Origin of the sequence: Prochlorococcus sp. MIT 0604, from assembly GCF_000757845.1 — a bacterium.
GTDB lineage: Bacteria > Cyanobacteriota > Cyanobacteriia > PCC-6307 > Cyanobiaceae > Prochlorococcus_A.
The window spans coordinates 1,671,403-1,684,462 of the sequence record NZ_CP007753.1; the positions used below are offsets into that span (position 1 = coordinate 1,671,403).

General features: G+C 32.0%; 12 protein-coding genes. 7 read left to right on the forward strand and 5 right to left on the reverse strand.

Annotated features, from left to right (window positions below; genetic code table 11):
- From EW14_RS09245 to gyrB, 3 genes are read right to left on the reverse strand one after another with little or no spacing between them, the layout of a single operon-like run.
- Complete coding sequence (locus tag EW14_RS09245) at positions 1-366, reverse strand: CrcB family protein (RefSeq protein WP_042851166.1); 366 nt, start codon at positions 364-366, stop codon at positions 1-3.
- A gap of 3 nt (positions 367-369) precedes the next feature.
- Complete coding sequence (locus EW14_RS09250; protein ID WP_042851167.1) at positions 370-699, reverse strand: hypothetical protein; 330 nt, start codon at positions 697-699, stop codon at positions 370-372.
- On the reverse strand, positions 696-2,663 hold the full coding sequence (gene gyrB / locus EW14_RS09255; RefSeq protein WP_042851168.1) for a DNA topoisomerase (ATP-hydrolyzing) subunit B: 1,968 nt from the start codon (positions 2,661-2,663) through the stop codon (positions 696-698). Before gyrB ends, EW14_RS09250 begins: the two co-directional genes overlap by 4 nt.
- Positions 2,664-2,812: 149 nt before the next feature.
- On the opposite strand from gyrB, the gene miaA reads away from it, so the two are divergent.
- From miaA to cysE, 4 genes are all read left to right on the forward strand, one after another.
- Positions 2,813-3,712 carry a tRNA (adenosine(37)-N6)-dimethylallyltransferase MiaA gene (gene miaA / locus EW14_RS09260; RefSeq protein WP_042851169.1) on the forward strand — a complete coding sequence of 300 codons (900 nt, stop codon included), beginning with the start codon at positions 2,813-2,815 and terminating at the stop codon, positions 3,710-3,712.
- Between the two features lie 53 nt (positions 3,713-3,765).
- Complete coding sequence (gene infC / locus EW14_RS09265; RefSeq protein WP_042851170.1) at positions 3,766-4,338, forward strand: translation initiation factor IF-3; 573 nt, start codon at positions 3,766-3,768, stop codon at positions 4,336-4,338.
- Between the two features lie 76 nt (positions 4,339-4,414).
- Positions 4,415-5,401: a GntR family transcriptional regulator gene (locus EW14_RS09270; protein WP_042851171.1), complete on the forward strand. Its 987-nt coding sequence runs from the start codon at positions 4,415-4,417 to the stop codon at positions 5,399-5,401.
- Between the two features lie 6 nt (positions 5,402-5,407).
- On the forward strand, positions 5,408-6,142 hold the full coding sequence (gene cysE / locus EW14_RS09275; RefSeq protein ID WP_042851173.1) for a serine O-acetyltransferase: 735 nt from the start codon (positions 5,408-5,410) through the stop codon (positions 6,140-6,142).
- Positions 6,143-6,150: 8 nt separating this feature from the next.
- Here cysE and secA read toward each other — a convergent pair whose 3' ends face one another.
- On the reverse strand, positions 6,151-8,982 hold the full coding sequence (secA, locus tag EW14_RS09280; RefSeq protein ID WP_042851174.1) for a preprotein translocase subunit SecA: 2,832 nt from the start codon (positions 8,980-8,982) through the stop codon (positions 6,151-6,153).
- Between the two features lie 173 nt (positions 8,983-9,155).
- On the opposite strand from secA, the gene EW14_RS09285 reads away from it, so the two are divergent.
- Positions 9,156-9,611, forward strand: coding sequence for a GNAT family N-acetyltransferase (locus tag EW14_RS09285; protein ID WP_042851175.1), 456 nt, complete (start codon positions 9,156-9,158; stop codon positions 9,609-9,611).
- Between the two features lie 19 nt (positions 9,612-9,630).
- On the opposite strand, the gene EW14_RS09290 is transcribed toward EW14_RS09285, so the two are convergent.
- Positions 9,631-10,062: a nuclear transport factor 2 family protein gene (locus tag EW14_RS09290; RefSeq protein WP_042851176.1), complete on the reverse strand. Its 432-nt coding sequence runs from the start codon at positions 10,060-10,062 to the stop codon at positions 9,631-9,633.
- Positions 10,063-10,247: 185 nt separating this feature from the next.
- Between EW14_RS09290 and EW14_RS09295 the strand changes: the two genes are divergently transcribed.
- Entirely contained in the window at positions 10,248-11,753 is a 1,506-nt protein-coding gene (locus EW14_RS09295; protein WP_225866656.1) for a primase-like DNA-binding domain-containing protein, read from the forward strand.
- Positions 11,754-12,254: 501 nt separating this feature from the next.
- Positions 12,255-12,713: a hypothetical protein gene (locus tag EW14_RS09300; protein WP_042851178.1), complete on the forward strand. Its 459-nt coding sequence runs from the start codon at positions 12,255-12,257 to the stop codon at positions 12,711-12,713.
- Positions 12,714-13,060 lie beyond the last annotated feature (347 nt).

The window sequence follows — 13,060 nt, forward strand, 5'->3', positions numbered from 1 at the left end:
TTAAAAAAAATGAATAAGAAAATAACCTAAAAAAAAGAAAAAGAAAGAAAAAATTATTACTGCAATATAGTGCAAAAATAATCTTAAGAATTCTCTTTTTTTAAATAGGATAAATAGTTGATATATAAAGGTAGAAAATGTACTAAAACATCCTAAAAAACCGCTATAAAATAATGCTAATATTTCGTTGTTTATAAAATTGAATGCGACTAAAATTCCTAAAAAAAAAGATGATAAAAAGTTTACTATTGAAGTATTTTGAATATCAAAACACATACTTTTTTTAAAATTATTTTGTATGAATATTCTCAGTATTAATCCAAAAGTACTGCCAATTAAAATTATACCTATTGCACTAAAATCCAAAATTTACATTTTTACCCAGCCTTTTAAAATCTTATTAGGATCATCTAAAAATTTATTGGATGCCAATTCAACCCTCACCCAAGTTTCACTTTTACTAACTTTCCAATCACGTAATATTGATAAAGTTGTGCCCACATCAAGAACTAATAATTCCTTTGCATTAATTTCGGGATAAGAATATAGAGAAGTGTTTGAACTCAATATTATTTCATTTGTATTATGAGGAAACTTATTTTGATTTAAATTTTTTTGGATCCCACCAGCAGGTAATGTAATTGGAGCAATTAATGCAAAAGTAATTAAGCAAAAATTCTTGAGAAGATTATTAATCATATATCTAGAGTTGCCATATCTAAGTTGCTACTATGAGTTTCAATAAATTCTCTTCTTGGTGCAACTTTATCTCCCATTAATATATTGAATATTCTGTCAGCTTCAAGTGCATCTTCGATTTCAACCCTTTTCATCATCCTCGTTTGAGGATTCATAGTTGTATCCCATAATTGTTTTGGCATCATCTCACCTAGTCCCTTAAATCTTTGAATATTATAATTTGCATTTTCTCCAAAACCTTCAATTGTATCCTTTAATTGATTCTCGTTATAACAGTAATTATGATTCTTACCTCTTTCAACTTTATACAAAGGGGGACAAGCAATATATATAAAACCCTTCTCAACAAGTTCTCTTTGGTATCTATAAAAAAATGTCAACAATAAAGTTCTTATATGAGCACCATCAACATCGGCATCCGTCATTATTACAACTCTATGGTATCTCAAAGAGTTAACGTCAAACTCCTCTCCTTTTATTCCTAATCCTAAAGCTGTAATTAATGACTGTATTTCTGTATTTTTATATATTTTGGTATCATCAGTTTTTTCAATATTAAGAATTTTTCCTCTTAGAGGCAAAATAGCTTGAAAGTTTCTATCTCGCCCTTGTTTTGCGGAGCCTCCAGCTGAATCTCCTTCAACTATATAAATTTCTGATTCTGAGGGATCTCTAGAACTACAATCTGCTAATTTACCCGGTAAGGTAGAACTTTCTAAAACACTTTTTCTTCTAACTAATTCTCTAGCCCTTCTCGCAGCTTCTGCTGCATTAAATGATTGAATTGCTTTTTCAAGAATCAAGTCCAAAATTCCAGGATTAAATTCCATATATTTTGTGAGAGCCTCCCCAATGAGAGAATCCACAATTCCTCTTACTTCAGTATTTCCTAATTTTGTTTTTGTTTGTCCTTCAAATTCGGGATCTGGCACTTTTACCGATAAAACAACAGTCAAGCCTTCTCTAATATTTTCGCCAGCTAAATTTTTTTCAATATCTTTTCTTTTACCTCTCTTTTTTGCAAGATTATTGAAAGTTCTTGTCAGAACTGTTTTTAACCCTTCTATATGAGTTCCTCCATCAATAGTTCTAATATTATTTGCAAATCCCAAAATATTATCTGAATATACATCAGAACACCATTGCAAAGCTGCTTCTACATATACATTTTCTTTCTGTGAGTCAACATAAATTATTTCTGGATGAATAGAATCTTTTTCAGCATTCATGTATTCAACGTATTCTTTAATGCCTCCTTGATATAAGTAAATTTCTTCTTTAAAAGAACCATCTGATAATTGATTTCTTTCATCTCTAAAAACAATTTTTACTCCACCATTAAGATAAGCTAGTTCTCTTAACCTAGATGAAAGAAGAGCAAATTCAAATTCAATTCCTCCAGAAAAAATAGTTTTGTCTGGTTTAAAGCAAATAGTTGTTCCTTTCTTAGACGGCCTGACACTCTGCTTTTTAGCTTGCAATTCGCCCTTTGATATACCTTTTTCAAATCTTTGATTAAATTCGCTACCATCCCTATAAACAGTCACATTAACCCATTCGCTTAGAGCATTAACTACAGATATTCCTACTCCGTGCAAACCTCCTGAAACTTTATAACCACCACTTCCAAATTTACCACCTGCATGAAGAACAGTTAGTACAGTTTCTAAGGCACTTTTACCTGTTCTTGGATGAATATCTGTTGGAATACCTCGTCCATTATCAGAAATTAAAGCAGAGCCATCTGCTCGAAGAACTATTTCTATATGATCACAATGTCCTGCAAGTGCTTCATCAACTGAGTTATCAACTACCTCATATACTAAATGATGTAATCCTCTAGGTCCTGTAGAACCAATATACATACCAGGGCGTTTACGAACTGGTTCTAAACCTTCTAAAACCTGAATTTGTTCCGCACCATAATCATTTGAGATTTTATTAGATCTTTTGTCCTCACTCATTTAATATAAAAAAAATACTAAACTTTTAAAAGTTTTTTTTAAAAGGTCTTTCATTAAACTTACCACTGCAATAAGATAAAGGCTCGAAGTCAATGAAAAATTTAATTACTTTAATTATATAGCTATTATTTTTTTCTTCAGAAATTCATATGTCTTCATATCCACCTCATGTAATAGTTTTAATTGGGCCTACTGCAAGTGGCAAAACAGAATTAGCTATTGAAATTGCAGAATATTTTAAAACTCGTATACACAATATCGATTCAAGGCAAATTTATAAGTCTATGGATATTGGAACAGCCAAGCCATCTAAAAACCAACAAAAAAAAATTAAGCATTTTCTAATAGATATGAAGGAGCCAATCAATCCAATGAATGTAAAACAATTTCAAGAAATTGCTCAAAAATCAATTAAAAGAGAAATTAAACAAGATAAGCTACCTTTTCTTGTAGGAGGTAGTGGGTTGTATATGAACTCAATAACAAAAGGATTTTTTGTACCAGATGTTCCTCCTCAAAATAATTTTAGAAGACAATTAGAAGAACTTGGTCAGAAAAAATGTTGGGAACTGTTAAATAATTGTGATCCATTATCAACAAAAAAAATCAGTTTTGCTGACCGCATTAGAACAATAAGAGCTTTAGAGGTTTTCTACGTAACAGGAAAACCTTTGTCAGCTCTAAAAGTTCAAAATCCGCCTGACTGGAAAGTACTAGAGCTTGGATTAGATAGAGATAATTTAAAAGAAAGAATTTTACAAAGAACAAAAAATATGTTTCTATCTGGAATTATTGAGGAGACAAGCCAACTTATCTCTAACTACGGATTTCATTTGCCAATATTAGAAACCATTGGTTATCGAGAAGCTCGGGACTTTTTAAATAACCATTCAACAATTGACAAAGCAATTGAGTTAACTACGACAAAAACGATCCAATTTGCTAAAAGACAAAGAACTTGGTTTCGTAATAAAAATAATCCTCTTTGGCTTAATAACAAAAACCTGCTAAAAGATGCAATAATTAAGATAGAGTCTTTTTTAAGCTAACTTTATAAAAACAGATTTTGTTCATCACCCAATCAATTCATTAAATTAACTGAATGCCCCCACGCCCACGCTTTGACCGCCGAGCTCCCGTTAGAGAGCTGCCAAATATAAACGAAAGAATAAAATACCCTCAATTAAGAGTCGTTGATTCAGATGGAAAACAACTAGGTGTCATAGATAGATTAAAGGCATTAGAAATAGCATCTCAAAGAGAACTTGATTTAGTTTTGGTGAGCGAAAAAGCAAATCCTCCTGTATGCAGGATAATGGATTATGGAAAATATAAGTTTGAACAAGAAAAGAAAGCTAAAGAGGCACGGAAAAAATCTCATCAAACAGAAGTCAAAGAAGTAAAAATGAGATACAAAATTGACAAACACGATTATGATGTTCGCATAGGTCAAGCTACTAAATTTTTAAAATCTGGAGACAAAGTAAAATGTACTGTAATTTTCAGAGGCAGAGAAATTCAACATTCAAATTTAGCTGAAACACTTCTTTTAAAAATGGCTAATGACTTAGAAGAGCAATCAGAAGTCCAACAAAAACCAACAAGAGAAGGAAGAAACATGATTATGTTTTTGAGCCCTAGAAAAACTCCTCTCATTAAAAAAGATGATGGGTGAAAAAAAGTTATAAAAAATAGGACAAATGTTAAAGTGTCACTATGGTCAAAATAAATTATTTAGGGGCTTTTAAGAAGTGAGATTCCATATTCAACAGGTAAGTGATATCTCTGCATCTACTCAACTATATAATCAAATTTGCTTTGCAATTGCAGCAAGACATTATCCTCCAGGACACAGACTTCCTAGCACAAGACAACTTGCAATGCAGACTGGACTCCATCGAAATACGATAAGCAAAGTATATAGACAACTGGAAATAGATGGGGTGGTTGAAGCAATAGCTGGATCAGGTATCTATGTAAGAGACAACCTAACTAAAAAAGAATTTAAAAAATCAGCCTACTCAAAAGATAAAATCAGTAAACCACCAGATCAAGAAGCAAAGAAGATGATTGACAATTTGATAAATCTTGGATGCACTTTACAAGAAACGAGAGAGATATTGACGACTGAAATAGACTGGCGTATTAAGTGCGGATCAAGAATCATAGTAAGTACTCCTAGAGAGGATATTGGCGCTTCTATGTTAATTGCAGAAGACCTTTCTACAACAGTTGATGTACCTGTAGAAGTAGTTCCTATGGAAGAATTAGAGAAAGTTTTGAGTAATTCAAATAATGGTACGATTGTCACAAGCAGATATTTTTTACAACCTCTTGAAAAAGTTGCTAAGCAACATGGAGTACGTGCTATTGCAGTCGACCTGAGCGACTTTCAAAAGGAATTGAAAATTCTCAAGGAATTAAATGCTGGGAGTTGTGTAGGTATTGTCAGCATAAGTCCTGGTTTATTGAGAGCAGCAGAAGTTATTATACACAGCATGCGAGGAAGTGAATTAATGCTTATGACGGCGATCTCAGACAATAGTAGTAGATTACTATCACTTTTAAAGGCTTCGAACCATATAGTTTGTGATGGACCTAGTTTATCAGTTGTAGAAAACACCTTGTTAAAAAATCGTTCTCAGTTAATGAGATTACCTCAAATAATATGTGCTGAAAATTATTTAAGTATAGAAACAATAAATAAATTAAAAAAAGAAATAGGAGTTATTAATTAGACTGAGATGCTAAGAACTTTTAAATCAGATATAGAAATTATCAGAGAGAGGGATCCTGCCGCTCGAGGAATAATAGAAATATTTCTTTGCTACCCTGGCTTTCAATCTATAGTTATTCATAGGTTTACTCATAAATTATGGCAATTAAAGATTCCTTTAATTCCCCGCTTGTTAAGTCATACCAATAGGCTATTAACAGGTATTGAAATACATCCTGGAGCTAAAATTGGTAAACGGGTTTTCATAGACCATGGGATGGGAGTTGTCATTGGAGAAACAGCTGAGATAGGAAATAATTGCCTGCTATATCAGGGGGTTACATTAGGAGGTACTGGCAAAAGTAATGGGAAAAGACACCCTACTTTGATGGAAAATGTTGTAGTTGGGGCAGGTGCAAAAGTTCTTGGATCCATAACAGTAGGATCTAATACGCGTATTGGTGCGGGTTCTGTAGTTGTTCGTAATGTGGAAGAGAATAGTACAGTGGTGGGGGTTCCTGGCAGAGTTATACATCAAAGTGGTGTTAAAGTAAATCCTTTAGCGCACTCTGCTCTACCAGATGCAGAAGCTAATGTTATAAAAAATTTAATGGATAGAATAGACTTACTTGAAAGTGAAATTCTTAAATTGCAAAAAACTCTTCAATGTTTAGTTAACTCAGAATCAATTGATATTTCTAAACTAGGTGAGGCTCAGAATCTTAAAGACAAAGAAATTATAGAATTTCTTGGAGATGATTAGGTATTCATCTAATTCCTTTCATGAACTTCAGTTTTAGGTTGAAACATAAACATTGAATAAATAACATTTCTCCTCATATTAGTCATCATTTCGAGAAACATGTCATATCCTTCATTTTTATATTCGATTAAAGGATCTTTTTGACCATAACCTCTCAATCCTACTGATTCACGCAAAGAATCCATAGATTGAAGATGTTCTCTCCACAAATTATCGATTTGCTGCAAAATGAAAAATCTTTCAGCTTCTCTCATTAATCCCTGACGTATCTTTTCTATTTGTGATTCCTTTAAATCATAAGCTATTCGCAACTGCTCTTGAAGATAGTTTTTTAATTCTTCTATTGACAGTAAATTAATATCATCAGATTTAAGATCATCTAATAAATATATAAATTCTTTTACTTTTGAAATTAATTGATCAATATTCCATTCTTCTGGAGGAAGATCAGGATTAATATAAGCATCTACAATTTCACTCATTGTTCTTTCTCCATATCCTATTACTTGTTTCTTTAAGTCAATTCCTTGCAATACTCTTAGTCTTTCTCCATAAACTGCTTTTCTTTGGTTGTTCATTACCTCGTCGTATTCAAAAACTTGTTTTCTGATATCGTAATAGTAGGTTTCAACTTTCTTTTGAGCACTTTCTAGAGACCTAGTAAGCATTCCTGACTCAATAGGCATATCTTCGTCAACCCTAAACGCATTCATTAGATTTGCTACCCTATCACCTCCAAAAATCCTTAATAAATTATCTTCTAAAGATAAAAAGAATCTTGTACTACCAAGATCACCTTGTCTTCCTGCTCTACCTCTAAGTTGATTATCCACTCTTCTGGATTCATGTCTTTCAGTACCAATGACATGTAAACCGCCAGCCTCTCTTACTTTTGCTTCTTCATGAATCAAAACTTTATCATATTCTTTTTTTACATCAGACAAAGATTCTCTCAAAAGCTTTATAAACTTATCATCAGTCGGCGCTTTTTCTGCAGCTGTAGCAATCCTGTCATCAATCTCCAAGACAGAAAGTTGTCTATCTCCCCAATTTTCAACAAGTTCATCAGATAAAAGGGAGAGTTTCTTTTCAATTTCTTCATCAAGCTTACAAGGGAAAAGATTAGTTGAAGAAATTGAAATGTTCTTTTTCGAATTCGAACCAGATTTTTTAGAAAAACCCCCCTTAGATTTTGAATTTCTTTGTTTAGGAATTGGTGGCTTATGCTCATTATCAGGCTTTACTAACAAAGGAATTAATATCTCTTTTAATTTCAGCCTTGCCATATAATCACTATTACCACCAAGAATTATATCTGTTCCCCTTCCAGCCATATTAGTCGCAATAGTAACAGCACCTGCTCTTCCTGCTTGAGCAACAATTTCTGCCTCACGTTCAACGTTTTCTGGCTTAGCATTTAAAAGATTATGGGGAATTTTTTCTTCAGATAAAAGTGAACTTAATAATTCACTTTTTTCAACACTTGTTGTACCAACTAAAACAGGTCTACCATCTTTATGAATTTGAGCAGTTTCTTTAGCAACAGCTCTCCATTTACCAATCTCTGTCTTAAATACTTGATCAGACCAATCTTGTCTTTTCCTTATTTGATTTGTAGGTATCACTGTTGATTCTAATTTATAAGTTTTTTCAAATTCAACCTCCTCAGTTTTTGCAGTTCCCGTCATTCCTGCTAAACCAGGATATAAAAGGAAAAAATTCTGATAAGTTATAGATGCTAATGTTTGCGTCTCAGGCTGAATTCTAAGATTCTCTTTTGCTTCTATTGCCTGATGTTGTCCATCACTCCAACGCCTTCCTGGCATCACCCTACCAGTAAATTCATCCACTATCACAGCCTCATCGTTCTTGATAATATAATTTACATCTTTAATAAACAATTCTTTGGCTTTTAAAGCGTTAGTTATGTAATGCGCCCAAGGATCTTGAGGATTATATAAATCATTCACTCCCAAATACTCTTCACATTTTGCAAAACCCTGATCAGTTAATATGCAACTTCTTTGCTTTTCATCAACTTCATAATCACCTTCTGGATCAATACCATCTTTACTTAATTCTTTTGCTTTGACTAATGCTAGAGATAATTCAGCAGCTTTTTGATATTTTTCTTGTGGTCTTTCAACTTGCCCAGAAATGATTAGAGGCGTTCTTGCTTCATCAATTAATATTGAATCAACCTCATCAATTACGCAGTAATTGAATTTTCTTTGAACTACCTCATTAATATCGGTAGACATATTATCTCTTAAATAATCAAATCCTAATTCGGAATTTGTTGCATAAGTTATATCACAATCATAATTTTTCTTTCTCTCAACTGGGTTCATATCTTGCTGAATTAAGCCAACAGATAAACCTAAAAAACGATGAACTTGTCCCATCCACTCTGCATCTCTTCTAGCTAAATAATCATTTACAGTAACCACATGAACACCTTTTCCAGTAAGAGCATTTAAATAACAAGGTAATGTTGCAACAAGAGTTTTTCCCTCTCCAGTCTTCATCTCAGCTATTTGACACTCATGTAAAACCATCCCGCCAATTAACTGAACATCAAAATGTCTCATTTCTAGAACACGTTTACTTGCTTCTCTTACGATTGCAAAAGCTTTAGGAAGAAACTCTTCTAGAAGTTCTTTTTGTTTTTTCGAATCTAATTCTGATGAAATCTTTGATTGAAGATTATGAGTTTCTTTTCTTAGCTCATCATCAGTCAATTGAGAAATTTCTTCTTCTAAAAAATTTATCTCTTCCACTATTGGTTGATAGCGCTTTAACTTTCGTGTATTCGGATCCCCTAACAAAAGTTTTAGCATAAGTCAAAGTCCTTAAAAAATTCATCTTATTACAAACATTATAAATTAGTGCGTTACAACAGAATGAAGAAAACTATTATCTCTTTATTTTATAGAAATGATCGATTAAGGTATTTAGATTGAAGTCACAAAAATAAACTAGCTGACATCACTTTTCAAAATCTTTTTAATAAATGAAAGAAATATCTTTAATCACTCATTCCAAAGGAGCTTTAGGGTTAAGGGTTTTTGGATTAGGTCCTAATCTTAAACCAACGAATGGATTAATCAAGCTACAAAAGTTACTAGATAAAAATGCTTTCTGGGCAAAAAATAGAACAATTAATGATCTAAAAAAATGTCTTGCTAACAGTGATGTTGTAATTAGTGTTTGGGTTGGTAAAGAAATAGTAGGTTTTGGTAGAGCTTTAACCGACGGGATTTACCGCGGAGTTCTTTGGGATATTGTCATAGATCAAAATCACCAAGGCAAGGGTTTTGGTACATTAATTGTAAAAAATCTTTTATCTTCGAAAAAAATTAAAAATACCAAAAAATTATATTTAATGACGACAAATAAAAAATTATTTTATTCTCAATTTGATTTTAAAGAAGTTACTTCTCAAAATTTATTAATTCGTGAAATATGAAGTTTTACTAGAAAGTAAATCAAGAAACAAATTTACTATAAAGCCATCTTATAAAAGGTCCTAAAATAGGAACTGGTCCAAAAGTTGGACCGCAAAAATCAAAGTAATCTCTATGCTCTTTTATTAATCCATTTTCACCAAATAATAAACGAGTAGTCCCAGGATAAACAAATTCTTTACCCATAATTTTTAAACCCATGGTCCATTCAACAAATCCACAATCACCAGTTATGGAAATTGCATGAGTTTCTAAAAAAACATCATCACATCTTTTAACTAATTTTTCTTGAGCTTTAAAATAAGAGTCTAAGCCCTCTGTTTCCTGCGTTGGGTCTTTAAAAATAACATTCTCATGATAAAATTCTGCCCATTTTTGTTTGGTTGGCGCATCTTTACCATAAGGTTTAGTAAATAATTCCTCTAAATCCTCAATAGAAATTACTCTTGTCATTACGAACTCATTCTTAAGGATATTGTAAAAGATACAAACATTAAAAGCGGATGAAGAGATTCGAACTCTCGACATTCTCTTTGGCAAGGAGGACATCATAAAATTTAGAAGGCAGTTATAGTAACAATTTTTAAGCCTATAATTGAGTTATTACTGCAATTTGGGAAATATGCCCTAGACCAGCTATAGGCTTATATAAATGGGTGGGAACAAGGTGGGAACACTTCGGAAAAAGAAAACCTAAGGATGCAATAACTACTCCATTACATAATTGGCTGGATCATCAGAATTGGGAGAATAGATCAAATCATCATTTGGCATCAATAACAAGTGAATTATTGGCAAGGATTGAGCATCCAACATGGGACTCTAAACATTTAATGAGTTTCAAAAATGGGACATTTAATATTAATAAGCAATCCTTTGATAAGAGCCATAACAGAAAAGATTATTTAACTCACAGTTTTAACTTTAATTATTCTCCTGATGCAAAATGTCCTACATGGATAAAGTTTCTTAATGAGTCTTTTAATAACGATCAAGAAAAAATTGAATTATTGAAAGCAGCTTTTAAATGGTCAATTTCTCCCAAAGATAATACAAGACCTTATTTGATGGAATTAATTTTTGATCTTTATGGCCTTAAAGGATCAGGGAAGGGGACAACATTAGAAGTCTTAAGAGCTATAGCTGGAGGGAGTGAGGCTTGTGGAGGACTTAAGGCATCTTCATTAAAACCAACAGAATTATTTTCATTAATTGGTAAAAAGATTGCATATGATCCAGACTCTTCAGGGCATATATCAGAAGTTGGAAAATTTAATTCAATTATTAGTAATGAACCAGTTTTAGTTAAACAATTATTCTTCAATGAAAGTTTTGAAAGATTAGGAGTTGTTTGTTGGAGAGCCTTTAATGATAATCCAACTGCATCAGGTGGAGGCGTTGAAGGACTTGGTAGAAGAATGGTAACTTTAAAATTTCATACAACAGCAGCTAATCCAGATCCACAATTAAAAAATAAATTACTTGCAGAAGTTGAAGGTATTTTTTGGTGGTGTTGGAGTATGGATGACAATAAAATGTTTGATGTTTTAAGGAATAGAGGAAATATTGCTGCAATAGCTGAAGATACTATTGAAAACCTTTTAGATAATCAGCCTGTTCTCCAATTTGTTTATGAACTAGCTGGAGATAGTGAGCAAAAATATAAAGCATCAGAAATTTACTCTAAATATCGTGATTGGTGTGATGAAACAGGCAGGCATAAAATGACTTCTACAAATTTTGGAAAAGAACTTGGAAAGATGAAGGGTTTTATAAAAAAATGGAAGGGTATGGATGGTAACTATTACTTTATTAGTGAATTAAAGAAAATTGATTTAGCTAAACATTTTGGAATCTCAACTAATGCAAGGTTCAACCCTCCATCATGCAAGGTTGCTAACCCAAACCCTCCATCTTCAAATCCTCCTCCTGAAAAGGAAAAAGAAGAATCTATGGAAGGTATGGAAGGTTCAAACACTAAAAATAGTTTTAAAAACAAAAAAGATTTTATCTATATAAAAGAAAAAAGAAAGAAAACCCTCCATACCCTCCAACCCTCCATAATTGATATAGAGCTAGCAGTAGGTTCAGCATGGGATACAGGGTCAGATGATGATCCACATTGGGATACTCTTCTAGAGTAGGAGCATTCTGTTTAGTATGGATCGATTGAGAAAATAAACTTTTTCCAGAACGGCGGTTAAATCGGTTAAAAATAAAAAAATAACAAAATGAGACTCATTTGAGATTAGGCAGGTGTTCCCACGTTCCCGATGTTCCCACCTTTGTACCAAACTTACCTCGCGTTATAGTTATCCCCCTATATTCCATATATATACTATTACTATATATATAATATACTAGGAACATATATATAGTAGTTATAGAGTGGATTTTGAGCGTTCCCGAAGGTAGGAACAGTAAGGAACAACATCATTTAGATCTTTAAAACCACACCAATTAAGTGATCTCATTACTCTTTTCTATTTTCTATTTTCTATTTTCTTATACTATCGCATTGCTAATTACAAGGTTATGAATAAATACATATTATTTATGTATATGAGAAAGTATATTATTGCACTTGCCTATTCCAAAATATATAGAAACAATTACATCAAAGATCTTTTAACTTAATAAATCTTATGAGAGAATTTCTTATTACTTTATTAGGTATTGTTATAGGAGGCTATTGGTTCCCTTTTTTATTAAAAATCAAACTAGATCAATATGAATTTTTGTGTGGTTTGACTAACAAAGCGTTTCTTTTAAAAAACGAGATAAAAGAATTAGAAAATATGAAAGATGAACATGTAAAAAGAAGATATAGAGAATTAAGAGCTGACTTTATAAAACAAGGTTTTCTCTGGTCCCCATATATAGATGATCCGAAATATAAAGATTTGGCAAAAAATATAATAGATGAATTTGATAATCATATTAAGAAGGCAACAACGAAGATAGATGATATGAAAGATTTTGATAGAGATTTTGAAAGCCTTGGTTATTCCGAAAAAATAGAAGAATTATATGAAAATTTGTCCCAAGAAATAAAAAACTATAAAAATGGCCTAATTAAAATATTGCTTCTTATACTCCGCTAAGGGGAAAAAGTGTCTAAATAAAACAAAAAGCAATAAAATTAACTACAAACTACAAGATAAGTGATTCTTCTTACTTATAAATATTGTGGGTCATCCGAAATTTAAAAAATTGTTTAGTGTAAAACTTAAATAGCATTGACATCTATCTTGTAAGGTTTAGTCAATAAGACTTCAATTAAATCATTGCAAAAGCTATTCACTTGAGAAATAGAATTAACCTATCGGAAGTTGATATTAAAGAAGCTATTGATTTTCAAAAAGAAAGAGTTTATGCGTTGGGAGGTAAACGAATTATTGATGTAGAAGTTTAGTAAAAAATAAATTATATTGATAAAATTTTAAAGTTT

Bases quoted from the DNA above. Each gene is read 5' to 3' on its own strand.
- EW14_RS09250 (WP_042851167.1), bottom strand. From the start codon at position 699: ATGATTAATAATCTTCTCAAGAATTTTTGCTTAATTACTTTTGCATTA.
- gyrB (WP_042851168.1), bottom strand. From the start codon at position 2,663: ATGAGTGAGGACAAAAGATCTAATAAAATCTCAAATGATTATGGTGCG.
- miaA (WP_042851169.1), top strand. From the start codon at position 2,813: ATGTCTTCATATCCACCTCATGTAATAGTTTTAATTGGGCCTACTGCA.
- infC (WP_042851170.1), top strand. From the start codon at position 3,766: ATGCCCCCACGCCCACGCTTTGACCGCCGAGCTCCCGTTAGAGAGCTG.
- cysE (WP_042851173.1), top strand. From the start codon at position 5,408: ATGCTAAGAACTTTTAAATCAGATATAGAAATTATCAGAGAGAGGGAT.
- secA (WP_042851174.1), bottom strand. From the start codon at position 8,982: ATGCTAAAACTTTTGTTAGGGGATCCGAATACACGAAAGTTAAAGCGC.
- EW14_RS09285 (WP_042851175.1), top strand. From the start codon at position 9,156: ATGAAAGAAATATCTTTAATCACTCATTCCAAAGGAGCTTTAGGGTTA.
- EW14_RS09290 (WP_042851176.1), bottom strand. From the start codon at position 10,062: ATGACAAGAGTAATTTCTATTGAGGATTTAGAGGAATTATTTACTAAA.
- EW14_RS09300 (WP_042851178.1), top strand. From the start codon at position 12,255: ATGAGAGAATTTCTTATTACTTTATTAGGTATTGTTATAGGAGGCTAT.